Below are 26,261 nucleotides of genomic sequence, written 5' to 3' on the forward strand. Positions count from 1 at the left end.
ATTACCTTGTGCCCTCACCATTCAACTGTAAACAAAAGTTGATCTTAAGTTTATTTTCATTTTGTAAGATAGGCATTGAAATAAATTTAGGAGGCATTCATGTGAAAAAACTGCTGCATTCGATTACAGATTGGGTTTCCACCAAACCGGGAATGTGGATTACCATTATCGCCTGGCTTGTGCTGATGATTGGCTTAAGTGCAGGTCCAAAGCTTGGCGATTATAAAACAAATAATTTCCAGTCACTTCCTGATGAGGCGAAATCCATTATTGCCGAAAATAAAACCGAGGAATATTTTCCAAACAAACAAGGAACTCCAGGCATCCTGGTTTTCCATAATGAAAATGGCGAGGTGAATATCGAAGAAGCTAAACAGATATTAGAAGGAATCGCGCTGGAGGACATCGATGGAATCAAGACGATTATCGATATCAGCAAGCTTCCTCCTCAAGCCTTGGGTTCTTTCATTTCTGAAGACAAGTCCACGATGATTGTGCCGATGGAGCTTGAAAACGGACTTGGCAATGACCAGTATTCCGAAATTAACGACCATGCTTCTGAAACAGGCAATAAAATTGCAGAGGATCTCGAGAGTACTGCGTTTTATATTACTGGCCCGGCCGGTATAGCGGGAGACACGGTTAAACTTTTTGAACAGGCGGACTTTGTTCTGCTGATTGCCACCGTTCTTATCATTCTAGTATTGCTTATAGCGATTTACCGCTCACCATTGCTTGCAGTTATACCGCTTCTGGCAACGGCGATTGTCTACCAGGTCGTAAACCAGAGCATAGCTTTAATGGGTGCTGGCGGACTTGAGGTCAATAACCAGACAACCTCGATCATGAGTATTTTGCTGTTTGCTGCTGTCATTGATTATTCATTATTTGTTTTCTCCCGTTATCGGGAGGAGCTCAACCATTACGAAAACAAATATATAGCGATGAAGCATGCGATGCGCGCAACAGGCGAGCCTGTTTTCTTTGCGGGCGGAACCGTTCTTGCTGCTATGCTGGTTCTGTTCTTCGCGGATTTCCGGGATTATCAGAACTTTGCTCCTATTTTTGGAACTGCCATGTTCTTTATCATGCTCGCGTCCGTTACGCTGGTTCCTGCTTTATTCACCCTGTTCGGGCGTAAGGCTTTTTGGCCGAAAGTTCCTCAATACGGAACGGAAACGGAAGTTAAACATAAAGTCTGGGGACCGCTTGCCAGATTTGTGGTGAATAAGCCTGGTCTCTCTGGCGGTATGGTCGGCATTTTTATGCTCATCACAGCGCTTATTATCTTTAACCTAGATTATGAATTTGATATGGTAAAAAAATTCCCGGATGACCTGCCGTCCCGTGTCGGCTATGAAATTGTGGAATCCAGATTTGACAAAGGAGAACTGGCTCCTTCGACACTTCTGATTGTCAGTGATCAAAAATTGGAAGAAACCGATGCAAATGCAATATCTGATAAGCTGCAGGGATATGATGAAATAGCCTCTGTCCGCCTTTCAGCATATTCAGAAGACGGCAAGGCTGCTAAAATCAGTGTCGCTTTATCCATTAATCCCTATTCGGCTGAAGCCATAACCTTTATGGAAAAATTGCGTGACGACACACCGGAGCTGCTGAAAGAAGCCGGCGTGGAAGCTGAATCTTACTACAGCGGGGTCACTGCGAAAATAGTGGACGAACAGGATATCAACAACGGTGATATAATAAAAATTGTTCTGCTGGAGACGGTTCTGATTCTTGCGCTGTTATTTGCGCTTACGAAATCCATAAAGATGCCGATCTATATGATGGCAACCATTCTGCTTTCATTTGTCTCAGCTTTAGGACTGGGGATATTCCTTGTTGATGTATTATTCGGCTTTGAATCCATCAGTTCGCGTGTTCCTGTTTATTCATTCATTTTCCTTGTAGCATTGGGCATTGATTATAACATCATCCTTGTTTCACGCTTTATCGAGGAAAGGAAGACACATAGAATCAAGGACGCTCTTGAAATTGCCATCCGGAATACCGGAGGCGTCATTTCTTCAGCTGGCCTCATTCTGGCAGCTACATTTGCTGCCCTGATGACCATGCCGATAGCGGACCTATTCGTTTTTGGATTCATCGTTGCCATGGGAATATTGATTGACACCTTCCTTGTTAGAGGAATGCTGCTTCCGGCATTAATTCTGTTTTTTGAAAAAGACAAGGAGACTTCCCGGCAAAAAATTTCGGAATAGGGAGAGGGTCACCTCCCTATTCCCCTGTGAGGAGGCCCTGATATGAAGATACTTGTCGTAGACGATGATGTAAATATACAAAAACTCGTCACAATCCATCTAAATCATGAGGGCTATCAGGTCCTGCGCGCACACAATGCACAGGAAGCTCTAGCACTTTTAGAGGAACAAACCGCAGATTTAGCAGTTGTCGATGTCATGATGCCTGGTATGGACGGTTTCGAACTCACCAGGCTTCTGACTAAGGACTTCGGAATCCCTGTTATCCTATTAACGGCGAAGGGACAGCTGTGTGATAAAGAACTGGGATTCTTAGCCGGATCTGAAGATTATATTGTAAAGCCGTTTGAAGTGAAGGAGCTCCTTTTCCGGGTAGCCGTGGTGTTAAGAAGAGCTGAGCGGGCAATGGAAACAGTCGTCAAAGCCGGAAACCTGTTAATGGACAGAAAAAGCTTTGAAGTGGAAATCGATCAGGAGACCATCCTTTTTCCATTAAAGGAATTTGAGCTGCTAAGCTTACTTTCGGCACGAAAAAATAAAATCACACAGCGCGCTGCATTGATCGAACAGGCTTGGGGAGCGGATTATGAGGGCAGCGAACAGACTTTAAATACCCATATCAACCGGATTCGCGACCGTTTGAAAAAATATGGCGCAAGCGTTGAAATCCAGACTGTTCGCGGAATCGGGTATAAGCTTGAGGAAATAAAATGAAAACCCTCTACCGGAAATTCATTGCAGCCACACTTGTGATTTTAGCCATTAGCATCGTGCTTTCCTTCATTTTAACCAATTGGGTCTATATGACTTCAACAAAGGGGAAAATCGACAGACAAAATGTTGTAATTGCAGAGGAAATCGCTCATGGTCTGGAGAATATGCATTCCTCGGGCCCTACTTATGAAACTTACTTAAATTCCATGAGCAAGCTCGGCTATCAGATCTATATCGTAACTGAATCAGGTGAAGGGGAATTCTTCGGGCAGCCGTTCAATAAGACAGAATTGCCAGAGGAAGCTGCCAAAGTCCTGACCGATCATGATGTTTATCATGGTATGGATAGCTTTGCCGGCCAATTTCTGATGATGGGCCATTTTTCAAACGATCTGGAAAATACCGTCGGTGTCCCTTTTACTATGAACGACCAGAATTACGGGCTATTTCTTCGCCCGAATAATAAGCTGCTTTTCTCGGACATTCATATGATTTTCGCATGGTTCTTTGTCGCCATTGCTGTTGTCAGCATCACCGGAGTGATCTGGTTCGCCAAGCACCTTATCAAGCCGATCACGAAGCTGACGGAAGCAACCAGGGAAATCACACGGGAAAATTTCAACTTCCCATTGAATATTGCTCGCAGAGATGAAATTGGACAGCTGGCAGAAAGCTTTAGCCGCATGCAGGAGCAGCTGCAGCACAATGACGAGGCCCGCAAGTCATTCATCAACAATGTGTCTCATGACTTTCAGTCCCCTCTTATGAATATTCAAGGATATGCAGAACTTCTGCAGACACAGAAACTGTCTGCAGAAGAACATTTCGAATATGTGCAGATCATCGATCAGGAGTCCAAGCGGCTCTCCAACCTGACCAAACAGCTTTTGCTTTTGACTTCCCTTGACCAGAAATCATATCCGATGAAGCTTTCGGAAGTGAAACTGGACGATCAGATCAAGGAAACCATCCGCAGGCATCAATGGCGGCTGGAAGAAAAAGAGATTGAGGTTTCCTATAAGCTTGCGCCTGTCATTTTCAAGGGGGATCCAGAGCTGATGGTGAATATCTGGGACAATCTGCTGACGAATGCGATAAAATATAACTCTCATGGCGGGAGCATTTTAATCAGCTTGTCTCAAACTGAAACAGCGATTGAAGTTGTTTTTAAAGACACCGGGATTGGAATATCCGAGGATACAATCAGCCAGATTTTCGACCGTTTTTACCGGGTGGACTCGGCAAGAAAAAGAGATGGCACAGGACTCGGGCTTTCGATTGTGAAACAGATTATTGAACTGCATTATGGGGAAATAAAGGCAGTCAGCCAGGCTGGCAAAGGAACCTCTTTTACCATCACATTTTTCAGGGAGAAACAACGGGAGGAATAAAAAACTATGGAACAACAATGGAGCATCAGATTAATAAGATTTGCAGCCATCTTTGGCATTATCGGGACCTATCTTGGATCGCATATGTCCGGGCAGATGGATTATTCTTTAAGGCCTATTCACGCCCACATCCTGCTGGTAGGATGGCTTTCTGTATTTGCATGGGGAATCTTTTATAAAGTATACCGTGTAAAATATAAAAAGCTCGTTTCCATTCACAGCATACTTGGAATGGCAGGAGCACTCGGATTGACAATCGGAATGTGGATGTACACATTAAATCCGTTTAATTTAGGGGATACCTTTGTTCTGATCTTCTTCATCGCGGGCGGAACCTTGCTGCTGCTAGCCTTTGCACTGTTTGTGGCGATTACCTTTTTGACTGAAAAAACATCAGAACGTTAAGTTAGAAGAGCAATGCAATCCTGTTTTAGAGGCTGCATTGCTCTTTTTTTGTCAGCTATTCAGCTATAAAGCTATATACGGATAGAGGCTTAACTTCTCTTGATTCTGTTAGCGCTCTCAGCATCGAAACCTCAGAATGCAGAAGATCTGTTATTTTTTCCGGCATATTCTTTACTCCCTTTATTTCATCGTTAAAGTCCATCAGCACCTTATCTATTTCCCAAAGGCCGTCCTGCAAATCAGGGGAATCTATGTTAGAATCCTTTATGATTCGCCATCCTGCTTGTCCCGCAATATCCCTCAAATCGCCGGGAGTCAGCAGAGTTCTCACATTAGAATCACTTTCTTGTTTAAAGGCTTCATATTGTGCCTGAATGAGGATTGATAATAAATGCGGATATTGTTCGATTGTGTTTATTTCGGTGCTCCATTCTGCAAAGCAAAGCTGCTTTCCCCATTTTTTCACCTTTTCGAGGATCCTTAATAGCTCGGCATAAGATTTCGTGTACCATGAACAGTGGGAGAATACGATATAGTCATAGAGGTTTTCCTGAAAATCCACATTCTCATCTAAAATATCTAAATTAAAATCTAATTTAATTTGCTTGCCGACTCTGGAATGGTTCAGGTATTCAGCTGATTCACCGAGTGAAACTGGACTCCCGTATGAAGGTGAAGCCGAATCAATCCCTTGTACAAGCCCCTTTTCACCAGTATAGGCAGCCAGCACCGCGGTTGTATCTCCCTGTCCGCATCCGATTTCCAGAATTCGGCTTTCAGCTTTTATATCCCAGAAATCCACAAGCTTTATGCGATGCCTCGTCTGAACCATCTGTACTTCATATGCCATTTTGCTCGCGGCCATGCAGTCAACTATAGCTTTTATTTCATTTTCATTCATGGGTTTATTTGCTCCTTCGGGAATTTTGCTGCTGACAGTTAAATTCTATAGATTCTGGCATTATCCTTCTCCAGATCCAATATGGGCTAAAAGAATTAAGCTGCCCAGCGAGCAGCTCAATTTCATTTGTTCCAATAGGCTTTAGCATCTGCTTCCAGAACTTTCAACCTCTGATAATAGTCAGGAAACTCGTTAAGATGGGCCAATGCAATTTTTCCCGTAAGCAGCGGATCATCTCCTGTAACGTCTGTTCGGCTTGACTGTTTCCCATGTTCAAGTTCTACATTTACGCCCATCCAGAATTCATTCAAATCAAACTTGCTTTTCGTAAAATCGATTCCTGACAGTAATGCAATGGCTGCCGCTTCCTCCTTGGAAAAGCTTACTCTTGCTCTTTTGAAATGATTGCTTAGCGAAGCTTGATGGTTAACATGGCAGTTATTAAAGGAATGTACATACGGATTATATGAGTAATACAACTACATCACTCCTCAATGCTAGTTACCATAATGTATGTGAATGATCTACTTAGGAGCATGGACTAGATCAAATAAAAAAGGGCCTAAAAGGCCCTTTACTAACAGCATCTTCCCGTATTCCCGATCATCGAAATCCCGCTCCCGTTCCCGCTTCGCTCTAAAACAAGGTCTTCGGTGTTTGGTTCAATAATAGGGTCGATTGCTACTTTGATTTCATTGATTGTGACTATAATATCATCTGCTGCTGGCTCATCCAGAGCCAGTCCTATTCTTGGCTGTCCTCAGCCATAGCCGTCAAAAAAGATGCGGATGCAGCTGGCATTTTGTTCTTCCAGCATTTTTCTTAATTCATCACGCGCATTGTCTGTAATCATCATGTCTGTTCCCTCCCTTGGATGTTTTTTAGTATATTATTTACTTTCCAGTTTCGGCAAATGTTTTAATGCGTCCGCCAATTTCATCACGAACACGCTGGAAGAAAGCCCATTTTTCATCTTCTGTTCCTTCTGCTTTTGCAGGGTCATCGAATCCCCAGTGTTCGCGCTTCACATGAGGAGGAGTCATTGGGCATTTATCAGCTGCGTCTCCGCAAAGCGTTACTACCAAATCAGCATTATTTAGGATTTCCGGGTCAATAATATCAGAAGTCTGATTTGAAATATCAATGCCTGCTTCTTTCATTGCTTTTACAGCGTTAGGATTTAAGCCATGTGCTTCGATGCCTGCACTATAAACCTTCCAGTCCTCACCTAAATGCTGCTTTGCCCATCCTTCCGCCATCTGGCTGCGGCATGAGTTGCCTGTGCATAGGAAGTAGATTGTTTTTTTAGTCATGTTGAATTTCTCCTTTTAGGTAAATTTTTTAAAGTATCTGTAACCAAATATATAGACCAACTAATGTTATAAATAAAGTTGGTATGGTTAAAACAATTCCAGTTTTAAAGTACGTTCCCCACGAGATTTTTACTCCTTTTAGGGACAATACATGCAGCCATAGCAGGGTTGCAAGAGAACCAATCGGCGTGATTTTCGGACCTAAATCAGATCCAATCACGTTCGCATAAATAAGGGCTTCACGCATGATTCCGCTAGTATTCGTATCAGCAATGGCCAGGGCATCAATCATAACGGTTGGCATATTGTTCATGACAGAAGAAAGGATGGCCGCAATGAATCCCATTCCGATCGTTGCCGCGAATAGTCCCTGGTCAGCTGTCATTTGAATCAAGTCTGCCAATACATTTGTAAGACCCGCATTTCTTAATCCGTAAACCACAACATACATGCCAATAGAAAAGAAAACAATAGCCCACGGAGCACCCTTGATGACAGTGCGTGTATTCACGGCCGGGCTTCTTTGTGCCATAACCAGGAAGAAAATGGTTATGATTCCTGCGATGAATGAAACGGGTACCCCAATCCATTCACTTGCAAAATAACCTATTAATAAGATGCCTAGAACAAGCCATGACAATCGGAACATTTTGCTGTCACGAACTGCTTCAGCCGGTTCCTTCAAATGGGATAAATCATAATTTTTTGGTATGCTTTTTCTAAAGTACAAGAATAAGACTAAAATGCTGGCTGCCAGTGAAAAGAAATTCGGAATAATCATGCGGGACGCATATTCCACAAAGCCAATGCCAAAAAAGTCAGCTGAGACGATATTGACAAGGTTGCTGACAACCAATGGCAGGGACGTTGTATCTGCAATAAATCCGCTCGCAATGATAAACGGAAAAACCAATTTTTCTTCAAATTGAAGGTTCCGGACCATTGCGAGGACGATTGGCGTGAGAATAAGTGCCGCTCCATCATTCGCAAAGAATGCTGCAACAACCGCTCCCAAAATCGAAACGTAAATGAACATCTTCACTCCGCTGCCCTTTGCCGCTCTCGCCATATGTAAAGCGGCCCACTCGAAAAACCCGATTTCATCTAAAATAAGAGATATAATGATGATGGCAATAAAGGTTAATGTGGCATTCCAGACAATGGACGTAACATCTATGACATCATTGAAGTCCACCACACCAGCAATTAGGGCCAGGATAGCTCCGCCGCATGCTGACCAGCCGATCGATAGCCCTTTTGGCTGCCAAATGACTAATATGAGGGTGACCAAGAAAATCACCGATGCTAAAACTATTTGAGTCAATGTGTTCCCCCCTCTTACTCACAGGAAATTCGCAATCCCTGTTCTTCTAATTCTTCTAATAAATTATCTTGGCTTGGAAGGTGATCGAGCACAGTCCGAACCAATGGGTAGTATTCATTATCCTGATTCAATGAATAAATAATCCACTGACCTCTCCTGGTTTCCCTTACCACACCTGCATCTTTTAGTTTCCTGAGATGCTGGCTAATGGCTGGCTGGCTCATTTTAAAAATCTCCACAAACTCACACACACAACAATCATGGTTATTTAAAAGTTTGACCATTGTGAGCCGTGTTTTATCGCCTAATAATTTTAAAATGGATGCTGCTTTGTCGATTTCAACTGAGGACACTCTCATGATCTTATCACCTCCGCTTTGCACATATTAATATATAATAATTTACTTATATAAGTAAATGCTTTTTTTCTTATTTACAAAATCTTTACCTATAGTTTGCTTTTTTTATTTTCGCCGTATTCATTTTGTTTTGCTGGTTTTGACAAATGAGCTTATTGGAACAGAAACGTTTTATTTGTGTGGCTGCCCTACTTAAGGCTTTTTCGAACTGGCGAATGAGTCTATGAAGAGCTGACTAAAGATAGCTTTCCGTTCCTTCGGACAGGCAAGGAAGAAATCTGAGAGATCCTGTCTGAACTTATTCCAACTTCGGTCTGATAAAAAGGAAATCCAGGAATTCCTGTCCGGACTTTGTCCAACTTCGGACAAACCTCTTTCCCCACCGAACTTTTAAGTAAAACCTCACAAAAAAACGGCTAAACTATAGCCGCACCCTAATTTAAAGCAGTTTTTCCATAGCCATCACATCAACAAATTCTCCATCCAAAACACCCTGGTTTTGAAATATGCCAACTTCACGATACCCCATTTTCTTGTACAGTCCCTGTCCAAGGCCATTAAATGGAAAAGTAAACAAAACCAGCTTATGGAACTTATTTTCTCTTGCATTCATTTCGAGAGCAGAAAGCAGCTTACCGCCCGCTCTTTTGCCTCTGAATGCCCTGGAGATATAGACTGATAGATCTGCCACTCCATCATAAGCACAGCGGCTGTTATACGGATTCAAGGAAGCCCACCCAATCACTTGATCCCCTTTTTCAGCGGCAAGCACGCTATATCGGCCTTGACGCTGTTCAAACCAGTTTGTTATAAAGGAAAGATCTTTTGCCTCTGTTTCCAATGTAGCGATGCGATCTTCTATTCCCTGATTATAAATCGCCAGAATATCCTCTAAATCTGTTTTTCTGGCTTCACGAATAACAATCTCACTCAACATTTCAGTTTCCCCCCTAGTAGAATTCATAGATCTCTTTTTTTATTGATGTGTTCAACCTCCTTGCTAAAGCTGACCAAATTATGGCTAAAATAAGCAGGATTATTGAGCCGCCCCAATACAAAAATGTAAACCCTGCCTCAAATTGGATTAATATGTAACTAAGTGCCGGCCCTAAAGCTGCCCCCACATCTTGAGAGATCGAGTATACCGTAAGGAAAGAAACCACGTTTACCGTTTTAGCTGTGTCCAGAGCAATCGTGTCCAGAATGGTAGATAATATGGTAGCACCAGCCATTACTAGAAGAGTAACGGCTATCCACAGCCCTAATGGAAGTCTAATGGATACCATTCCAAAGACAAATCCTGCAGAGATTAGAGAAACGATAAAAATCGGCAGTCTCCCCCGTGATCCATCAGACCAGTGCCCCACTGTCCTTCCCAGAAAAGGTTCCCACGACCATCTTACCGCTTGGATGATGCCAGATAATAATGTAACACTGATAACCACATTCCATATAGATATACTCTCTCCGTAAAAATGTTCAATTAAAGAGCTCAGTGTGGATGTCACTATTCCTTGATATAACATGGCAATGAGAAAGCCTGAAACAATAATCCAGGCTTTATATCCTGCCTTTCCAATGAAAGGCGTCTCTTTAGCCATTCTATCTTTCTTTTCAGGAGTCTCATCATCCTGATTAATTTTAGACTTCAGCATTAAAGGAAGCCCCAATAGGGATAATAACCCAAATGAAATTGAAACCGTGCTCAAGCCTATAATCGGAACGAGCAAGCCGCCAATCAGCATTCCAACCAGGCTGCCTGTTCGGTATAGCCCGTTATATAACCCCATGGAACTTCCCCGCTTATTGGCATCAGCATATACGGCCACAACCGATAATCCGCCTATTCGAAAAAATGACCAGGCAATCCCCCATAATGCACGGAGGATCACCCATGCCGTAAACCCTTCGACAACACCGTAACCTATCGTTGTGAATCCGCCTAAAAGAACAGCAATGATAAGGCCAGCCTTTAATGAAATATGTTTATATATCCAGCATGCTATTGGATTAAAGGGCAATCGTATGAAACGGTTAATGGATAGAAGCACACCCACTTGCCAGATAGACTCCAGACCTGTATTTTCCCAATAAATAGGCAAGGCAATATACAGCATGGAATCACCTAAGAGACTTAGTGCTGTGACTATGGCGACTATTATTATAGGTTTTGAAGATAAATGATTTTTAATAGCAACCATAAGTCGTTCTCTCCTTTATTAATCATTCGAATGTTTCATTAAATCCCGATAGGCCAAAAGAAATTGTGCATACGTTTCCTGCCCCATTTCAATTTCACGCAATCGAAACAGCCTTTCAAACGTTTTATCTTTAGCTTCCTCAACAGAACATCCGAAAGCATTCATGATTAGTTTCATATATGAGATAAAATATTCTTTTTTAAGTACACCAGCATGATTGATGGTCATTGTCATCACCTATAAATTCGTCATGAGGGGAAGAAATACCCTCCCCTTAATTAATTGCAGCAAGAAGATGCAGGTTCATCACAGGAACTTTTTAGATTAACGCTGCAAACACCCGTTTCCGGCAAATCGAGCTCCACTTTTTCAGCAGCGGCGAAATCACCGCTTAAATAAGCTGCCACTGACCTAACCTGCTCATAGCCTGTCGCCATTAAGAAGGTTGGAGCACGGCCATAACTTTTTGAACCCACGATATATAAATTCTTCTCAGGCTGTCTTAACTCCTTTTCTCCATGCGGGCGAACCGTACCGCAGCTATGAATATTAGGATCAATTAATGGTGCTAATGCATCTACGCTTTCAGTTGAAGAATCAATGGAAGTTCGAAGTTCACTTATGATTGAAAAATCCGGACGGCTTCCTGTATTGACAATCATTTCATCGATTCCATCCAGGCTGCTATGCTTGCCATTTTGACTGCCTATTAACTCAATTCCCGTTTCTGACTTTTTGACCAGCTGGATACGAAATGGAGTAATGGCCATCACTTGCCCGTTATCAACCAATTGATGGATTCTGCTTCCGAGGCGGCCGCGTGCTTCCAGCGCATCCCTTTCTTCTCCTCCGTAGGCATCCTCAACCTGATTTCTTCTCATAATCCAGAGAATATCTGTTTCGGGATAAGACTCTTTCAATGCGGCTAAATCCAGCAAGGCATTAATGGCTGAATGGCCTCCCCCGACAACTGCTATCCGTTTATTCCTATACCGATGCTGCTCACTCCCTAATATATCGGGTATTCCATAAAATATTTTTTCCTTCAGCTGCTGTTCTTCAGCCAGCCAAATACCGCTTGACGAAGCTGGATTTGGATTTCCCCAGATGCCTGCAGCATCAATGACTGCTTTTGATTCGTATGTCTTGTACTCGCCATTCTGTTCAGCATGGATAACAAAGGGAGTATTTTCCCGGTTTGCAGTTTTCATTTTATCGGTGTCTTTTCTGCCCACTGACAAAACTTTCGTATTCAAGTGAATAAAAGGCTTTATTTCAGGTAACCTGGACAGCGGCTTTAGATAGTGTTCAACAAGCTCCTCCCCTGTAGGCAAAGCTTCCAGCTGCGGCTGTACCCAGCCATTGGCGCTTAATAACCTGGCAGCCGCTTTATCAATATTGTATCTCCATGGTGAGAATAACCGAATATGTCCCCAGCTTTTAATATTGGCTCCTGCTTGCTCCCCCGACTCCAGCAGAATAAATGACTGCCCCCTGCTTGACAGGTGTGCAGCAGCTGCCAGTCCAACCGGTCCGGCGCCAATTATAGCCACAGGCAACTCTCTTCCTTCATCCTTGCTTTGTGAAGCCTTTTCTGACAAGTTTTTCTTAGCCGTGCAACAGCCTTTGGCAATAAAAAGTTCATTCTGATTATTCATGCTCTCTCCTCTTTTCTCAAAAATTCGATTGATTTTACTTGCATAATACAAGTATTATACCCAGGGGTTTTACCCCTGAATTGGCTTGCAGCATGCACTGGACTTTGCCATTGCATTATTTAACAAATGAATTGAGCGGATGACTGTTTCTTTTTCAAACTCATTCATTTGTGAAAAAACCTCATGTAAAAATGAATTCATCTGCTGATCTATTGAACCTGCAATGTATTTGCCTTCAGCAGTCAACGAAAGGATACTGATTCTCTTATCAGCAGGATCCGGCGTTTTCTTAACTAACTTCATCTTCACCAAAGATTGAACCTGCCTGCTGAAAGTAGTAATATCCGTCCCTAACGTATCTGCAATCTGCTGCATGGACGGGTTATGCTGATTGTCAATCTCATAAAGAATATGGCTTTGAATGAGGGAAATATCGCATCCGCCGACACTGCAGCAATTTTTATTGAGTAAGCCAAAACGGCGCGTCATTACTTGAAACAAACTGCGAAGATTTTCCATTATTTTCACCTCTTGGTTATATTATAGTTTTTTTATTTGTAGTTTGCAACTATTTTTTAAATTTTTTTACCAAAAAAAGCAGACCAGCATATTTCCAGTCTGCTTCCCATATTATCATAGTTTAATAGTCCTTAAGACGTCATCCCCAGCCCAATAACTCCAACTAAGATGAATGCCAGGGATATAAATTGCTTATATCCAAATTTTTCTTTAAACCAAAACAAACCAGCCAGCGTAATGCCAATACTCCCCACTCCTGTCCAAATAGCATAGGCCACACCTGCTGGAATCCTTTGCATGGCCATGGATAAACAGAAAAAAGAGAAAATAAAACCAACTACCATAACAACGATTGGCCATTTCTTTCTCGTTCCATCCATGTATTTCATGGCAATTGTAGCGATCACTTCTTCGATCCCCGCCAGGACCAATAATCCCCAAGCCATTATGATTCACCTCTCGCTTCAGTGTTTTCCTGTTTCGTAAATGTCTTCATGCCAATGATCCCAGTCAATAATATCATCAGAAAGAATACTTGATTTACCGAAAAAGGCTCCCCCATTATCACACCTAAAATATAAGTGCCTACAGTTCCAATCCCGACGAATACAGTATAAGCAGCAGCAACAGGAATTACCTTATATGAGCGGATCAATAGCATGAAACTTGCTGCTATCAGCACAGTGGTAATCGTCCAATCCAGAATTGAATCTGCATATTTTAAACCTGAAGCCCACATCACTTCCAGGATGCCGGCTGCAAATACTAACATCCATTTCATTTTCTCTCAACTCCCATGAATGACAGTCAGTCATTTTTTCTTTAAAGAAAAATTATTGGAAGCGGTCCAATAATTTTAGTCCGTGATTAATGATTTCCTGATAAATTTAAAAAGCTCATCTTTATAAACAGTCAGGGACTCATCCTGCTCGCCGCCAATATAATATCTTTCAGCAGCATTTTCGATAAGGTTAATAATGGTCCTTGAGGTCCACTTTACATTAATGTCTGCATAAATTTCTTCTTTTTGAACTGCCTTGCTGATTTCTATCTCAAGCCATTCGTAATATGGCCGGTAAACCTCTTCCCATTTTTCAAGGGAATGGTTGACAGCAAGTCCTGAGTATACAAGTACTATGATATCTTTATGATCATCTGTAACCTTAAATGTCACATCAATGACGGCATCTAACGTACTCCAGAAGCTTTCAGCTCCCTGCACCTTCCTCTTCATCCGATCCAGTATTTTGGTGAGAAGTGAATTGGCGATCGCAGGAACCAAATCACTTTTTGAAGAAAAATATAAATAGAACGTTCCCTGGGCGATGCCTGCTTTCTTTACGATCTCTGATACGGAGGATTTTTCAAGGCCTTTATCAGAAATAACCTCTATAGCAGCGTTCAGTATTCTACTGTATTTATCATCTGGCAGATCCTGCATGGATATCGCCTCCTTGCCCATTAGTGACTGACTGTCATTCATTATACCAATCCTTTCCCTTTCTATCAAGAATAATGAAAAGTCCCTTAAAACTTGGTATTTTTCCAAAACTAATTACTTTGCACAAAGTATATTTTCGATTATACTTGATTTGTAAACGATTTATAAAAAGATAAATTAAGGGGGAAATATAATGGGTAAATTCGATAATAAAATTGTATTGGTTACTGGCGGGGCATCCGGAATGGGAAAACGAATGACTGAGCTTTTAGTTGAAGAAGGCGCTTATGTTATTGCAGCCGACATTAATAAAGAGCTCCTGGACGTTGTCAGCCAAAATGATTCAGTGGAAGGCAAATTGCTGAATGTCATGTCAGAGGATGATTGGAAAAAGGCAGTGGAAGAAATCGTTGCCGATCATGGAAGAATCGATGTTCTTATTAATAATGCCGGCATTTCAAGTGAGAAGCATATGGATGAGGTGACCATTGAAGATTGGGATCTCATGATGCGCATTAATGGTTTCGGGCCATTTGCAGGAATGAAGCATGTATTGCCGCAGATGGTCAAACAGCAAAGCGGTGGTATTGTGAATATTTCTAGCTACACAGCCATGGTTGGAATGGGGACAAACACGTACACTGCTTCAAAAGGGGCTGTCAGAGCCATATCCAGAGCGGCAAGCACACAGTATGGCCGTTTCGGCATCAGGGTTAATGCCGTCTTCCCTGGTGTTATTAAAACGCCAATGACAGAAAACCTGTCAGAATCCAGTGAAGTGCTGCAAAGATTAATTCAGGCCACTCCGCTCCAAAGACTTGGGGAAGCTGATGACGTGGCACGCGCTGTATTGTTCCTTGCTTCAGATGATTCTTCATATATTACAGGAGCAGAATTAGTTATTGACGGCGGATTTTCCGCACAATAGAAAAGCGGAAGGCTCATTAAGCTAGACAGTTATCTAACTTTCAGAGCAGATAAGCCTATCCTAAACAAAGAAACTGTCCAAGCGGACAGTTTCTTTGTTTAAGTTAACTTTTGCGTTCCCCCATCTACCATTATTGTCTGCCCGGTAATGTAGGAACTGCTTTCGCTGCTTAAGAATACCGCCGCTTCCCCAATATCCTTTTCAGGATCTCCCATGCGGCCAAGCGGAATTCCATTGAGTACCTGCTCATATTGATCAGGGAAGTTCTCACTCCAATTTTTCACGCCTTCAGTATAAGCAATTGGTGAGATTAAATTTACATTAATCTGATCCTTAGCCCACTCATTTGCAACGGTTCGCGTCAAACCACGAATCGCTTCTTTTGCAGATCCATAGGAAGCCTGGTTAACCTGGCCCGAAATACCGGCACCTGAAGCAAAGTTAATCACGTATCCTTTATTTTTCTTAAGCTGCTCGTATGAGGCTTGCATTAAATGGACAGTAGGGTAAAATCCTGTATTAAAGGATAATTCAAAGTCTTCCAGTGTCGTATTCACAAATGGCATCTGTCTGGAAACATGGGCGTTGTTGACAAGGATGTCCAATTTTCCATACTGTGAGATTGTCTCCTGCACAAGCTCTACGGCATTTTCCTTGCGGGATATGTCTTTTTCAATAAAATAAATCGATCCAAACTGGCTTAATTTCTGTACAGCCGCTTCTCCGGCTTCCCGGTTGATATCTGCAATCACGACTTTAGCGCCATGTTTCAGCATGGCTGTGGCTATCCCCTTGCCAATGCCGCCGGCACCGCCAGTAATTAATGCAACTTTGTCCTTTAGATTCATATGATCTCCTCCTCATCTTTATTATAAATCATTCATTACTTTGCGCAAAGTAATTATTAAAAGGAGCTGCTGCTATGTCCATGCAAATCGTAATTCTCGGTCTTTTAAAAGAGAAAGAATATCATCCATATGAAATGAAAAAAGTCATTTTAGAACACAAATGGGATCAGCTATTCCCAGTTACGGACGGCAATTTATATCACGCCATCCGCAAACTCGAAAAGCATAAATGGATCCAGGCGGAAAAGCAGGAACAGGTGAATAACCGGCCAAGCCGTACTGTCTACCAAATTACTGAAGAAGGAAAAAATCAGCTTTCAGAAGAGATCATTGAAGTGTTTAAAAAGCGGATGCCTGAACCGCGCTCCCTTTATCCAGCCCTATTATTTATCGAATCACCCGAAGTCCCTGCAGCAGCAGAGCATATTACATCCTGGATCTCCGAGCTGAAGGCAGAAAGTGAAGTGAAGCATGAGTACCAAGACGCCATTCCGAACCTGATCCAGGAGCATTATAAAGGATTAAATGAGTTTTATATGAATTGGCTTACTAAAATTCTCGATGAATTAGAATCAGTTTAAAAATAGAAGTAAGGGGGGCCTCCCCTTGCTTTTTATATTTATATATCCGGCTGTTTCCTCATGTTTACCCTCTCTAATAAACTGTAAAAATATTGCTATTTTGCTTAAAAGCTATGTACTTTTAGCCTGAAAACAATTATACTATTCTGAATATTGTCTTTTAGTAATGCGAAAGATGTTTGAAATACCTTTAAGGAGTGTCTTTAGTTGAGAAGTTCAGCAAAATTTGATTCAAAAACCTTTTTCCTGATGGCCGGCATAATTTTTGTGGCTTTTAATTTACGCCCTGCGATTACATCAGTTGGGCCATTGATCGGAGCAATCAGGGATGAAACGGGAATTTCCAATAGTGCTGCAGGCCTTCTGACTACCCTTCCGCTCGTTGCCTTCGCCCTGCTCTCTCCTTTTGTTCCGAGGATTGCACAAAAGCTTGGAAGTGAATGGAGCATTCTTTTGGGTTTGACTATTTTGGGAGCCGGCATTGCGGCCCGTTCTTTGGGAATGCTTCCGCCTTTGTACATAGGAACTATTTTAATAGGGTTAGGCGTAGGTCTTTGCAATGTGCTTCTTCCTGGAATGGTCAAAGAAAAGTTTCCGCAGAAGGTTGGCCTGCTTACAGGCATTTATACATTTTCAATGGGGGTCTGTGCAGGACTTGCACCAGGGTTCAGTATCCCGATTGCAGAAGACCTTGGCCTGGGATGGAGGCTTTCTCTTGGCATATGGACCATCTTAATACTTATCGCCATTATTGTCTGGCTTCCTCAGATCACATTGCGAAAGAAAAAAACGGGAGTACCTAAAGGCTCTGCACCAAAGGGTTCTATCTGGTCTTCACCCATCGCCTGGCAGGTCACACTGTTTATGGGATTGCAGTCAATGGTCTATTTCAGCACCACCACCTGGCTCCCCGAAATTCTTCATAGCCAGGGACGGGAAATAGCCGCCGCTGGATGGATGGTAACGGTTTTCCAGTTTTCAGGACTACCTGTTAATTTTATTATTCCGGTTCTTGCCGATCGGCTGCCTAACCAAAAGGGGATTGCTCTTGGCATCGGCATTTTTACTTTCACCGGCATAACGGGGCTCCTGATGAATGTCAATGCCATCATCTCTAACATCAGTATCGTTCTCCTCGGGATTGGACTTGGGGCTGCAATCAGTCATTCCTTAACCCTGATCGGCCTTCGTGCTGAAAATGCCAAACAGGCAGCCAGTCTTTCAGGAATGGCACAATCCGTCGGCTACCTGCTTGCCGCGGCAGGACCGATACTCATCGGCTCACTTTATGACCTGTTCCACACCTGGACCGTTCCACTGATCTTCCTTATGGTCATTACTGCCATCTTTACTATTTCCGGAATTGGGGCAGGCCGAGCTCAATTTGTTCTGCAGGATAAGCACCATAAACAGAAGAAGACAGCTTCGACAATTGCATAAATCATAAAACAGCAGCCGGGTCCATTAGAACCGGCTGCTGTTTTACTTTCAGTCAGTATATTAGGGGGTAAAATACTGTTATCCCTAACCTAATCATTCATAACAAAATATAAATTCGGCTAAAATTCCAGCAGTCAGCTTTCCAAAAATCACGGGAACATGACTCCCCATCACAAAGGAAACGCTTACTGCAAAAGCTGTTTTGATGAGTTTCCCCCTCGCATCAAAAAGGTCGAACTTTGAGAACATCGGAACATGGCAGGCCAATGATGATAATAATCCGACTAGAGATTGATGCGTGAGGCCAATTTTATTGCCTGCTTTCTCAAATGGCATTTTCAGCACATGCTGCAGAAAGAAGACCAATGGAAATGCACCGGCAAGCATAATGGTAATATCCCCGATGGTTTTAAAGCTCTCATGAATAGGAACTAAGTCTTAAAAAGTTCTACTCCTGTTAGGGTTTGGAAAATCACAATGACTAAGCCTGATATTAATACAACCTCAATGATTTTTGAAACCCAATGCAATGGGCAGCAAAACGGCAGAATAATTTTATTATTCAGTTTTTTATAAATCCATTTAGATAACTGTTTGTGCCATTTTGGCAGGAAAAGTAAGTTATAAGGCTTTTAAAGTTAACCAATATTCCCGTCTTAATGTATATAAACAATAATGAAATGTTTCGCTTATCAATTTCAAATTGAAGGTTGTCGACTCAGCCCCTGTTAGAAGAAATTCAAAAAATTTTAATTTATATCAAACCTTTTAAGTCTTCCCTGCGTTACCTGTATTTGATAAGAAAAAAACGGAGGGATTAATTATGAAAACAACAGTTCATTTTTACACATTCCTTTTAGCAGGGATTATTCTTGCAGGATGCAGCTCTCAGGAAAAACCAGAAAGCACAGGTGCAAAGGAACAAGCACAAGAAGCAACAACAGCGGTAAACAACGAGACAGAAAAAGATCTTGCAGAATCGGATACAGAACTTCAGCTGATGGAAAATGAGGAAATTGGCAATTATCTTGCAGATGCTGAAGGCAGGGCACTTTACTACTTTGCAAAAGATCAGCCTAATACATCAAATTGCAGTGGTGATTGCCTTGAAAACTGGCCTGCTTTCTACACTGAAGACCTTGCCGTTCCGGAAGGATTTAATAAAGAAGACTTCGGAACGATTACTCGCGCTGACACTGGTGAGAAACAAACGACCTACAAGGGCTATCCGCTTTACTACTTCGTAAAGGACGGAGCATCTGGTGATGTAAAAGGACAAGGCGTCAAAGATGTTTGGTTTATTGTAAACAGCGGAACGAAATTTACACAATAATGCATGTTGTTACTGAAGGAACTGCCTGGTTTATCGGCAGTTCTTTTTCCTCCCCTATCAAATTTCCCCGCCAATCTATGTTAAGATCTATACTAAATAATTTCGTTTAACAAGGGAGAGATTTCAGTCAATGAAGTCCAAGTCAGATGAAGAACTAATAGAATTAATTGTTCAAAATCACCGGCCAGCACTTGAAGAGCTGTATGACCGATATGTAAAACTTATTTACAGCTTCTCCATAAAAATAACCAAGGGAGATAAGGAAAAAACGAAAGAAATTGTTCAGCAGGTATTCCTTCGGCTTTGGACGACAAAAAGCACCTATAATCCATCCCAAGGACAGTTTGTGAACTGGCTGCTCACCATAACTCGAAACATTTCCATAGATCTCATCCGTAAAGAACAAAAATATAAAGGAACGGTCCAATTGGAGCTTGAAGAATGGCAGCAAATGCAAGGCCTTCAAGCTGATGATGTCCAGCAGCAAGTTACAAGAAATCTGCTAAAACAGCAGATTCAAGAAGCAAAACGACATCTCTCTGAACCTCAGCAGCGCCTGATCAACTTATTATATTGGGAAGGCTACTCCTTAAGTGAAATTGCAGAACTTGAACAAAAGCCGCTGGGTACGATTAAAAGCCGCCTGCATCAGGCCTTAAAAAAACTGCGGAATAATTTCAACGGGAAAATAGGAGGTGTTCGGCATGGGGAATAAATGTGATAATTTATCTTTATATATTATAAATGAACTTACAAATCATGATAAAAAACAGTTTGAAGACCATCTGCTAAAATGCGCAAAATGCCAGCAGGAACTGAAATCTATACAAGAAACATGGCAAATGCTTTCTTATGATGTAGAAGAAACAGAAGTACCGGAATCATTGAAGTCACAAGTGATGGATTTTGTCTTTGAAGAAAATAAATTTCTTAAACACGAAGAAAAAATAGAAGCCGAACCGATTAGCTTTAAAGAACGAATTTTAACAGTTGCCAAAAGGCACTTTTCACCCATATCCACTGCTGTAACAGCTATTTTAATCATTTGTTTAATTGGGTTTTATTGGAACAGCCTTCAATTGAAAGATACGATTAAGTCATTAGAGAATAAAGCTGCTGATCCGACACAAATTGTTACGACTTATTCCTTAACAGGACAAAGCTTAGCTGCTTCTGCTACCGGCAGCGCATACCTTCTTCAGGAAGGCACGGAAACAAGTCTAGTCATTGCTTTGAACAATATGCCTATTACGAAGGGTAATGAGGTTTACCAAGTATGGCTGTTAAAAAACGGAAACCGGCAAAGTGCTGGCACTTTGATACCTGATCAAAACGGCAGCGGACTTATCACCTACCGCCTGCCTCCAGAATATTCGTTTGAAGATATTGGGATTACATTGGAACCTAATCCATTTAACACTCAGCCGCAAGGGCAAAAAGTGCTGGGGACCTAACATGAAGAAATAAACCTGCCCAAAAGTATTTAGGGCAGGTTTGAACTCATTACTCTTTAGCTAATTTCTCATTAAAGGACTCTAATTTTTCCTTTGTTTGGGTAACCAGTACCTTCATTTTTGCTGAGTCACCCTGATCTTTTTGAGATTCACTAATTAGCGGATATAAGCTTTCTTCAATACTTTCATAGTCTTCGGGAAAATTCTCCTCCACTTTCTTCTCCATCTCATCCCAGTTTTCCTCAAGGTCTTTGCCTGTTTTTTGTATCAGTTCCGAGTTTTCCTCCTTATTTTCCAAATTAGCTTGTAAATCATCCAGAACTGCCATTACCTCATCACTGCCATTTAAAAGCTCATCAGCCATTTCTCCGTCTGAGTTGTTCGCTTTTGAATTTTCCTGTTTCTTATTCTCTCCATTTGAATTGCAGCCAGCTGCCATTATAACGACCACTACTATTGATATATATAGAAGTATTTTTTTCACTTGAACCCTCCTCGCCCATTTCATTCCCTCTACTTTGAATCCTCAAACTGGATAAGAAGTCACAGACTGTTGTTTTTCGATAAAAATATAGTCATCTTTAATTGAAGATTCGCATCCTACTTCCATCCCCATTTTTGGAAAATCTTATGGGATGATTCAGTTTGCAGATAATTTATAAATTTTTTTGCCTCTTTTTTCTTCTGCGACGCTTTGACAATAGCAATGGGTGTTCCTCTGTATATCTTTTCCTCATCAGGCAATTCAATTAATTCCGTTTCATCTCTTAAGCGATAATGCCAGGACTCATATGTGATCCATGCATCCAGCTTTGAATTTGTTTTCCAAAGGTCAATGGCTTCAGCACTGGTTTTGACTGAAATATCAATGTTTTGATTTAAACCAGCGATCAGCCCCTTACTTCCTGCCAGGTCTTCCCAAAGGCCAAGCTGGCCAGCACCGTTAACATCCACTATATTAACTCCCGGCTTTGCTAAATCCTCAAGCGACTCTATTTTTTTGGGGTTTCCTTTTCTCACCAGAATACCAGCAGCACGAGGATACAGTTCTGTTCGTGATTTTTCGTCTATCATTCCAGGATGGTTAAACACAAAGTTTTGCATCATATACTCTGAACCGCCATAAATGATGTCCGCATTCTCCTTTGCCTGCTGAATCCAATTGGATTCAGGTCCAGCAGTAACGTTCACCCTGATTCCTGTTTCCACTGAAAACTTTTCTGCAGCCTCCTTTATCGGGCCCAAAGGACCTCCTGGACCATAAACTTGAACAGCTTCTGGCTGTGAGGCTTCAACTGAAGAATTTGCCTGCTCTCCAGAATTCGAATATGCTGTGAAACCCGCTGCACCTGCCAAAAAAAATAGACATACCATCAGAATAGGAAACTTTTTCATTCAGAAAACCTCCATCTAATTTTTCAGGCTAACGCCTGTTATAAATGGAAACGTACTGAATGGACAAACAGTTCGCTTTACTTGGTAAAATGAGCATTAATAACTACTTTAGAATCCTTCAAATATTCTCCACAGTATGGTTCTGGACTAGCTGCGCATGCTAGATCACCACTCCCCAGGTTTACAAGGTTATTCATTTCATTCAATACCATGCCCTGGCCAATTCCCTTATTGCTTCAAATAACTCTTCTTCAGATAGTAAGGCAAAACCAAGCAATACGGTGTGACCGTCATTTTCTCCAAATTGAGATACAGGATAAATTTTTATTCCTGCCTCTAAGGCTTTCCTGATCAGCTGCTGTTCATTCATTGCATTATTCGGCCGAAGCAATATGTGCAAACCTGAGTCCTGTCCGATTACTTCAGAACCTGGTGGAAAATACTTCGATATGGCAGCAATTAGGATATCTCTTTTCTTTCGATAAACGACCCTCATTTTCTGGATATGCTTATCCCAGTATTCCTCCTGAATAAATTTAATCAAAATCTCCTGATCTGTCCGGGAAACAGTTTGCGCATAAAAGAAATAATTTTCCTGATAAATCTTCAGCAAAGGTCTTGGGAGGACCATATAACTAATCCTTAAAGAGGGAAGCAAGGCTTTCGAGAATGTGCCCATATAAATTACTTTTTCATCCTTATCCAATCCCTGCAGGGCCGGAATCGGCTTGCCCGTGTAGCGGAATTCACTGTCATAATCATCTTCAATGATATAACGGCCAGGGTTTTCCTTTGCCCATTTTAATAGCTGCATCCTTCTGGCAATAGGCATAATCATTCCGCAAGGGAATTGGTGTGATGGAGTGACAAAGACGATGTTTGCTCCTGACTTTTTCAGCTTGGATAAAACAAGTCCATCTTTATCCAGAGGAATGTCCCTCACATTATCCATTCCTTTTTCAAAGATGACGAGCTTACGGTGATATCCCGGATTTTCGACAGCAAAAATACTTCCATCCAGCAGCTGCAATAACGTTTTCATTAGATATTGTGTTCCTGAACCAAGAATGATTTGGCTTGGGGAACAATTTACCCCCCTGGATTTATACAGATACCCCGCGATCTGGTTCCGCAATTTCAGCTCGCCTTGTGGATGGCCAAGCATAAGAACCTCGCCATTATCCTTTGTCAGGACTTGATTGGTTAATTTCCGAAATACAGAAAATGGGAACGTCCTGATATCCACCCCTGAATGAGTAAAATGATACATGTACTTACCCTCTAAATGCTGCTTTTCTTCGGCGAGAGGCACTTCATTTTCTGAAGAAAAATGGTATTGTTCCACTTCACAGACAAAATATCCTTTACGCGCCTTCGATTCGATGTATCCTTCAGCTATAAGCTGTTCATATGCAGATTCAATTGTGTTCTCACTGACCTGAAGATATCTGGCAAATTTCCTTTTGGAAGGAAGCTTTGCCATTACCGCCAGATTGCCTGTCTTAATTTCGTTTTTAATATATTTATATAATTGCACATAAAGTGGCTCACCGCTTGTAAAGTCTAGATTTGGCGTTAACTCGGACATTAATCTGGCCCCCTTCAATAATAAAAATCTGACCCTTCTAACAACACCAGTTATTATCTATAATACTTGATAATTACAAATATAGTAAGGAGACACACAACATGAGCAATTCACGCAGGCTGGGACTGGCCATGATTATAAGCGGAGCTTCCTTGTGGGGATTATCTGGCCCGATGCTGCAGTGGTTTTTTCAGGAAACCCACTTATCATCAAGCGATTATTTAGTTATCAGATTGATTGCGGCAGGCATTTTCACACTCATTTTTTTATCATGCCGGAAAGTAAATATATTTGCGATATGGAAACATCCCCGCCACTGGATACAGCTTCTTCTTTTTGCTGTTTTGGGGATGCTTGGAGGGCAATATGCTTTTATTGAAACCATTCAGGTGAGCAATGCCGTTACAGCAACCCTGTTTCAATTCGCAGGTCCGGTGCTGATCACGATTTATGTGGCCATTGAGTCCAGAAGATGGCCATCCACGATCCATTTGCTGGCCATTGTCACCGCTCTATCAGGAATTTTTCTGCTAATTACAAATGGATCTCTGGACCAAATTCTCTTATCAGATAAGGCTTTATGGATCGGGATTTTAACGGCGCTTGGATTTGCCTTTTATACATTGCAGCCTGTTTCCCTCATTAAGACCTGGGGAACGATGACTATCATAGGCTGGGGAATGCTGCTCGGCGGAATTGTCCTATATTTGCTGATGCCATCATTCAGCTTTGCCGACATGGCAGGAGCCCTTAATATTGGTACATTATCTATGTTAATTGCCATTATTGTGATCAGCACCCTCTCCTTTTTATTCTATATAGGAAGTCTGAAGTATCTTTCCCCCACAGAAACCAGTCTTTTATCCAGTATTGAGCCGCTTGTGGCAGCTTTGATATCCTTCCTGTGGCTAAAAGAAACCTTCGGAAGCTATCAATTGCTCGGTGGTGTTCTGATTATTTCAGGAGTACTATTCCTATCAATGAAAGAAAAAGAAGAGGAAGTCATTATTTTGCAGCAAAAAGGGGCTTAAGTCATACCATTTTGAATCATTAAGAAATCCAATAAGCCTTATTAAACAATCGGTGAAGCGGTTTCCCTTTCCTATGATACGGTTAAGGTATCAAATGAACGAAAGGGGAACTTTCTGTGGAAGCACAAAAAATTCAAGAATATGTAATAGAAGAACCTAAAAAAAAACAAAAGGCTATCGGGTTTGCGAAAGGATTATTGCTGACCCTCCTCCTTGCGGTTCTGGCTGGCCAAATTGCCAATCTTCCCTTTTTCTCCATTCTCGGAATCATGATCCTCTCCATTCTGATGGGAGGCATTTGGGGAAATACGCTATCTGTACCTGCGGACGCTCATTCAGGAATTCAGTTCTCAAGCAAGGTTTTGCTTCGGGCAGGGATTATTTTACTGGGCTTTAGGTTAAATTTGCAGGAAATTATATCTGCTGGTTTTTCAATCATGATCATCGATGTTGTGGTCATCGTCTTTACCATGAGCTTCATCCTGCTTTTGGGCAAAGCGTTTAGAATCAATAAGAAATTGTCAGCTTTACTTGCTGCTGGCACTGCTATTTGCGGAGCGGCAGCCATTATTGCGATTGCTCCTATTGTCAAAAGCAAGGAAGAGCAAACCGCTGTTGCAGTTTCATGCATAGCCGTTTTAGGGACCATTGGGGCCATTTTGTATATTGTTTTATTTCCCTTGCTGCCTATTAGCGATCAGGAATATGGTGTATTAGCCGGGGCAACACTGCACGAACTTGCCCATGTAGTGGCGGCAGGGGTTCCGGGCGGAGATGTCAGCAGTGACTCTGCCATTCTTGTAAAACTGGGAAGAGTGCTGCTGCTGATACCAGTTGCCCTTATCATAAGCTTTGTTTACAGCAGAAAAAACAGCAGTAAGAGCCGCAATATAGGGAAGCTGCCAATCCCATGGTTTATTTTCGGATTTCTCCTTACCAGCCTAATCAATACTATGTTCTCCATACCCGGCAGCATCATCAGCATCTTTTTGTTACTGAGCACCTACCTCCTCGCAATGGGTATGGCAGGGCTGGGGCTTAATATTAAATGGAAAGACTTTGTGAAAGTTGGCTTTAAACCTGTTGCTGTTGCCATTGCAGGCTTTCTGGGCCTTCTTGCCATAACGCCTCTGCTTCTCTTACTATATAAAATTTTTTAAATGTCCTCTAATCGATTACAATAGATAGAGGGAAGTTACAGGATTGAAG

At 41.9% G+C, this 26,261-nt stretch carries 30 protein-coding genes; 12 read left to right on the forward strand and 18 right to left on the reverse strand.

Going from position 1 to position 26,261, the window contains the following annotated elements; genetic code table 11:
• Nucleotides 1-101 precede the first annotated feature (101 nt).
• Genes ACR42H_RS16615 through ACR42H_RS16630 form a run of 4 tightly spaced genes read left to right on the forward strand, consistent with a single transcriptional unit; the run spans nt 102 to nt 4,738 of the window.
• Nucleotides 102-2,228 (forward strand): MMPL family transporter, encoded by a 2,127-nt coding sequence (locus ACR42H_RS16615; protein ID WP_436371995.1) that lies wholly within the window; start codon nt 102-104, stop codon nt 2,226-2,228.
• Between the two features lie 42 nt (nt 2,229-2,270).
• Nucleotides 2,271-2,942 carry a response regulator transcription factor gene (locus tag ACR42H_RS16620; protein ID WP_436371996.1) on the forward strand — a complete coding sequence of 224 codons (672 nt, stop codon included), beginning with the start codon at nt 2,271-2,273 and terminating at the stop codon, nt 2,940-2,942.
• Entirely contained in the window at nt 2,939-4,333 is a 1,395-nt protein-coding gene (locus ACR42H_RS16625; RefSeq protein ID WP_436371998.1) for a sensor histidine kinase, read from the forward strand. Before ACR42H_RS16620 ends, ACR42H_RS16625 begins: the two co-directional genes overlap by 4 nt.
• Nucleotides 4,334-4,339: 6 nt before the next feature.
• Nucleotides 4,340-4,738 (forward strand): hypothetical protein, encoded by a 399-nt coding sequence (locus ACR42H_RS16630; protein WP_436372000.1) that lies wholly within the window; start codon nt 4,340-4,342, stop codon nt 4,736-4,738.
• Between the two features lie 55 nt (nt 4,739-4,793).
• On the opposite strand, the gene ACR42H_RS16635 is transcribed toward ACR42H_RS16630, so the two are convergent.
• From ACR42H_RS16635 to ACR42H_RS16695, 13 genes are all read right to left on the reverse strand, one after another.
• A complete protein-coding gene (locus ACR42H_RS16635) occupies nt 4,794-5,639 on the reverse strand; it encodes a class I SAM-dependent methyltransferase (RefSeq protein WP_436372002.1) in 846 nt (281 codons plus the stop codon).
• A gap of 122 nt (nt 5,640-5,761) precedes the next feature.
• Complete coding sequence (locus tag ACR42H_RS16640) at nt 5,762-6,118, reverse strand: DUF5661 family protein (RefSeq protein ID WP_181782260.1); 357 nt, start codon at nt 6,116-6,118, stop codon at nt 5,762-5,764.
• Between the two features lie 414 nt (nt 6,119-6,532).
• Entirely contained in the window at nt 6,533-6,952 is a 420-nt protein-coding gene (gene arsC / locus ACR42H_RS16645; protein WP_113881532.1) for an arsenate reductase (thioredoxin), read from the reverse strand.
• Between the two features lie 28 nt (nt 6,953-6,980).
• Nucleotides 6,981-8,276, reverse strand: coding sequence for an arsenic transporter (locus ACR42H_RS16650; protein WP_436372005.1), 1,296 nt, complete (start codon nt 8,274-8,276; stop codon nt 6,981-6,983).
• Nucleotides 8,277-8,290: 14 nt separating this feature from the next.
• Entirely contained in the window at nt 8,291-8,635 is a 345-nt protein-coding gene (locus ACR42H_RS16655) for an ArsR/SmtB family transcription factor (RefSeq protein ID WP_436372007.1), read from the reverse strand.
• Nucleotides 8,636-9,074: 439 nt separating this feature from the next.
• Complete coding sequence (locus ACR42H_RS16660; RefSeq protein ID WP_436376978.1) at nt 9,075-9,569, reverse strand: arsinothricin resistance N-acetyltransferase ArsN1 family A; 495 nt, start codon at nt 9,567-9,569, stop codon at nt 9,075-9,077.
• A 16-nt stretch (nt 9,570-9,585) separates the two neighbouring features.
• Nucleotides 9,586-10,836 (reverse strand): MFS transporter, encoded by a 1,251-nt coding sequence (locus ACR42H_RS16665; RefSeq protein ID WP_436372009.1) that lies wholly within the window; start codon nt 10,834-10,836, stop codon nt 9,586-9,588.
• A gap of 18 nt (nt 10,837-10,854) precedes the next feature.
• Entirely contained in the window at nt 10,855-11,064 is a 210-nt protein-coding gene (locus tag ACR42H_RS16670) for a hypothetical protein (protein ID WP_113881528.1), read from the reverse strand.
• A gap of 50 nt (nt 11,065-11,114) precedes the next feature.
• Nucleotides 11,115-12,494: an FAD-dependent oxidoreductase gene (locus ACR42H_RS16675; RefSeq protein ID WP_436372011.1), complete on the reverse strand. Its 1,380-nt coding sequence runs from the start codon at nt 12,492-12,494 to the stop codon at nt 11,115-11,117.
• A 69-nt stretch (nt 12,495-12,563) separates the two neighbouring features.
• Entirely contained in the window at nt 12,564-13,013 is a 450-nt protein-coding gene (locus tag ACR42H_RS16680) for a MarR family winged helix-turn-helix transcriptional regulator (RefSeq protein WP_113881526.1), read from the reverse strand.
• A gap of 131 nt (nt 13,014-13,144) precedes the next feature.
• Entirely contained in the window at nt 13,145-13,459 is a 315-nt protein-coding gene (locus tag ACR42H_RS16685; protein ID WP_113881525.1) for a DMT family transporter, read from the reverse strand.
• Complete coding sequence (locus ACR42H_RS16690) at nt 13,459-13,794, reverse strand: DMT family transporter (protein WP_113881524.1); 336 nt, start codon at nt 13,792-13,794, stop codon at nt 13,459-13,461. Before ACR42H_RS16690 ends, ACR42H_RS16685 begins: the two co-directional genes overlap by 1 nt.
• A 75-nt stretch (nt 13,795-13,869) precedes the next feature.
• Nucleotides 13,870-14,454, reverse strand: coding sequence for a TetR family transcriptional regulator (locus ACR42H_RS16695; RefSeq protein ID WP_436376979.1), 585 nt, complete (start codon nt 14,452-14,454; stop codon nt 13,870-13,872).
• A 193-nt stretch (nt 14,455-14,647) separates the two neighbouring features.
• Between ACR42H_RS16695 and ACR42H_RS16700 the strand changes: the two genes are divergently transcribed.
• Nucleotides 14,648-15,382: an SDR family NAD(P)-dependent oxidoreductase gene (locus ACR42H_RS16700; protein WP_436372014.1), complete on the forward strand. Its 735-nt coding sequence runs from the start codon at nt 14,648-14,650 to the stop codon at nt 15,380-15,382.
• A gap of 98 nt (nt 15,383-15,480) precedes the next feature.
• Here ACR42H_RS16700 and ACR42H_RS16705 read toward each other — a convergent pair whose 3' ends face one another.
• On the reverse strand, nt 15,481-16,230 hold the full coding sequence (locus ACR42H_RS16705) for an SDR family NAD(P)-dependent oxidoreductase (protein ID WP_436372016.1): 750 nt from the start codon (nt 16,228-16,230) through the stop codon (nt 15,481-15,483).
• A 74-nt stretch (nt 16,231-16,304) separates the two neighbouring features.
• Between ACR42H_RS16705 and ACR42H_RS16710 the strand changes: the two genes are divergently transcribed.
• Both ACR42H_RS16710 and ACR42H_RS16715 read left to right on the forward strand, forming a co-directional pair.
• Nucleotides 16,305-16,811 carry a PadR family transcriptional regulator gene (locus tag ACR42H_RS16710; RefSeq protein WP_113881520.1) on the forward strand — a complete coding sequence of 169 codons (507 nt, stop codon included), beginning with the start codon at nt 16,305-16,307 and terminating at the stop codon, nt 16,809-16,811.
• Between the two features lie 249 nt (nt 16,812-17,060).
• Nucleotides 17,061-18,251, forward strand: coding sequence for a CynX/NimT family MFS transporter (locus tag ACR42H_RS16715; protein ID WP_436376981.1), 1,191 nt, complete (start codon nt 17,061-17,063; stop codon nt 18,249-18,251).
• A gap of 93 nt (nt 18,252-18,344) precedes the next feature.
• Here ACR42H_RS16715 and eutH read toward each other — a convergent pair whose 3' ends face one another.
• Nucleotides 18,345-18,677, reverse strand: coding sequence for an ethanolamine utilization protein EutH (gene eutH / locus ACR42H_RS16720; protein ID WP_436376983.1), 333 nt, complete (start codon nt 18,675-18,677; stop codon nt 18,345-18,347).
• Between the two features lie 397 nt (nt 18,678-19,074).
• Here eutH and ACR42H_RS16725 point away from each other — a divergent pair, with 397 nt between their 5' ends.
• The 3 genes from ACR42H_RS16725 to ACR42H_RS16735 all read left to right on the forward strand — a co-directional run bounded on the left by ACR42H_RS16725 (nt 19,075) and on the right by ACR42H_RS16735 (nt 21,038).
• A complete protein-coding gene (locus ACR42H_RS16725) occupies nt 19,075-19,584 on the forward strand; it encodes a COG4315 family predicted lipoprotein (RefSeq protein WP_436372019.1) in 510 nt (169 codons plus the stop codon).
• Nucleotides 19,585-19,714: 130 nt separating this feature from the next.
• Nucleotides 19,715-20,299: an RNA polymerase sigma factor gene (locus ACR42H_RS16730; RefSeq protein ID WP_113881517.1), complete on the forward strand. Its 585-nt coding sequence runs from the start codon at nt 19,715-19,717 to the stop codon at nt 20,297-20,299.
• Entirely contained in the window at nt 20,289-21,038 is a 750-nt protein-coding gene (locus tag ACR42H_RS16735) for an anti-sigma factor (RefSeq protein ID WP_436372021.1), read from the forward strand. The genes ACR42H_RS16730 and ACR42H_RS16735 overlap by 11 nt, the downstream gene beginning before the upstream one ends.
• Before the next feature lie 49 nt (nt 21,039-21,087).
• Here ACR42H_RS16735 and ACR42H_RS16740 read toward each other — a convergent pair whose 3' ends face one another.
• The 3 genes from ACR42H_RS16740 to ACR42H_RS16750 form a co-directional block, all read right to left on the reverse strand.
• Nucleotides 21,088-21,522, reverse strand: a complete 435-nt coding sequence (locus tag ACR42H_RS16740) for a hypothetical protein (RefSeq protein ID WP_436372023.1) — start codon at nt 21,520-21,522, stop codon at nt 21,088-21,090.
• Nucleotides 21,523-21,638: 116 nt separating this feature from the next.
• Nucleotides 21,639-22,433, reverse strand: coding sequence for an extracellular solute-binding protein (locus ACR42H_RS16745; protein WP_436372025.1), 795 nt, complete (start codon nt 22,431-22,433; stop codon nt 21,639-21,641).
• A 202-nt stretch (nt 22,434-22,635) separates the two neighbouring features.
• Nucleotides 22,636-24,021: a PLP-dependent aminotransferase family protein gene (locus ACR42H_RS16750; RefSeq protein ID WP_436372027.1), complete on the reverse strand. Its 1,386-nt coding sequence runs from the start codon at nt 24,019-24,021 to the stop codon at nt 22,636-22,638.
• A gap of 101 nt (nt 24,022-24,122) precedes the next feature.
• Between ACR42H_RS16750 and ACR42H_RS16755 the strand changes: the two genes are divergently transcribed.
• Nucleotides 24,123-25,052 (forward strand): DMT family transporter, encoded by a 930-nt coding sequence (locus ACR42H_RS16755; protein WP_436372029.1) that lies wholly within the window; start codon nt 24,123-24,125, stop codon nt 25,050-25,052.
• A 116-nt stretch (nt 25,053-25,168) separates the two neighbouring features.
• A complete protein-coding gene (locus ACR42H_RS16760) occupies nt 25,169-26,212 on the forward strand; it encodes a YeiH family protein (RefSeq protein WP_436372031.1) in 1,044 nt (347 codons plus the stop codon).
• Nucleotides 26,213-26,261: the final 49 nt, after the last annotated feature.

Origin of the sequence: Cytobacillus sp. BC1816 (assembly GCF_051353635.1) — a bacterium.
GTDB classification, from domain to species: domain Bacteria; phylum Bacillota; class Bacilli; order Bacillales; family Cytobacillaceae; genus Cytobacillus; species Cytobacillus oceanisediminis_C.

Bases quoted from the DNA above. Each gene is read 5' to 3' on its own strand.
- ACR42H_RS16745 (WP_436372025.1), bottom strand. From the start codon at position 22,433: ATGAAAAAGTTTCCTATTCTGATGGTATGTCTATTTTTTTTGGCAGGT.
- ACR42H_RS16730 (WP_113881517.1), top strand. From the start codon at position 19,715: ATGAAGTCCAAGTCAGATGAAGAACTAATAGAATTAATTGTTCAAAAT.
- ACR42H_RS16715 (WP_436376981.1), top strand. From the start codon at position 17,061: ATGGCCGGCATAATTTTTGTGGCTTTTAATTTACGCCCTGCGATTACA.
- ACR42H_RS16695 (WP_436376979.1), bottom strand. From the start codon at position 14,454: ATGCAGGATCTGCCAGATGATAAATACAGTAGAATACTGAACGCTGCT.
- arsC (WP_113881532.1), bottom strand. From the start codon at position 6,952: ATGACTAAAAAAACAATCTACTTCCTATGCACAGGCAACTCATGCCGC.
- ACR42H_RS16630 (WP_436372000.1), top strand. From the start codon at position 4,340: ATGGAACAACAATGGAGCATCAGATTAATAAGATTTGCAGCCATCTTT.
- ACR42H_RS16755 (WP_436372029.1), top strand. From the start codon at position 24,123: ATGAGCAATTCACGCAGGCTGGGACTGGCCATGATTATAAGCGGAGCT.
- ACR42H_RS16655 (WP_436372007.1), bottom strand. From the start codon at position 8,635: ATGAGAGTGTCCTCAGTTGAAATCGACAAAGCAGCATCCATTTTAAAA.
- ACR42H_RS16625 (WP_436371998.1), top strand. From the start codon at position 2,939: ATGAAAACCCTCTACCGGAAATTCATTGCAGCCACACTTGTGATTTTA.
- ACR42H_RS16700 (WP_436372014.1), top strand. From the start codon at position 14,648: ATGGGTAAATTCGATAATAAAATTGTATTGGTTACTGGCGGGGCATCC.
- ACR42H_RS16680 (WP_113881526.1), bottom strand. From the start codon at position 13,013: ATGGAAAATCTTCGCAGTTTGTTTCAAGTAATGACGCGCCGTTTTGGC.
- ACR42H_RS16705 (WP_436372016.1), bottom strand. From the start codon at position 16,230: ATGAATCTAAAGGACAAAGTTGCATTAATTACTGGCGGTGCCGGCGGC.
- ACR42H_RS16665 (WP_436372009.1), bottom strand. From the start codon at position 10,836: ATGGTTGCTATTAAAAATCATTTATCTTCAAAACCTATAATAATAGTC.
- ACR42H_RS16750 (WP_436372027.1), bottom strand. From the start codon at position 24,021: ATGTCCGAGTTAACGCCAAATCTAGACTTTACAAGCGGTGAGCCACTT.
- ACR42H_RS16675 (WP_436372011.1), bottom strand. From the start codon at position 12,494: ATGAATAATCAGAATGAACTTTTTATTGCCAAAGGCTGTTGCACGGCT.
- ACR42H_RS16690 (WP_113881524.1), bottom strand. From the start codon at position 13,794: ATGAAATGGATGTTAGTATTTGCAGCCGGCATCCTGGAAGTGATGTGG.
- ACR42H_RS16725 (WP_436372019.1), top strand. From the start codon at position 19,075: ATGAAAACAACAGTTCATTTTTACACATTCCTTTTAGCAGGGATTATT.
- ACR42H_RS16685 (WP_113881525.1), bottom strand. From the start codon at position 13,459: ATGGCTTGGGGATTATTGGTCCTGGCGGGGATCGAAGAAGTGATCGCT.
- ACR42H_RS16735 (WP_436372021.1), top strand. From the start codon at position 20,289: ATGGGGAATAAATGTGATAATTTATCTTTATATATTATAAATGAACTT.
- ACR42H_RS16710 (WP_113881520.1), top strand. From the start codon at position 16,305: ATGTCCATGCAAATCGTAATTCTCGGTCTTTTAAAAGAGAAAGAATAT.
- ACR42H_RS16620 (WP_436371996.1), top strand. From the start codon at position 2,271: ATGAAGATACTTGTCGTAGACGATGATGTAAATATACAAAAACTCGTC.
- ACR42H_RS16670 (WP_113881528.1), bottom strand. From the start codon at position 11,064: ATGACCATCAATCATGCTGGTGTACTTAAAAAAGAATATTTTATCTCA.
- ACR42H_RS16635 (WP_436372002.1), bottom strand. From the start codon at position 5,639: ATGAATGAAAATGAAATAAAAGCTATAGTTGACTGCATGGCCGCGAGC.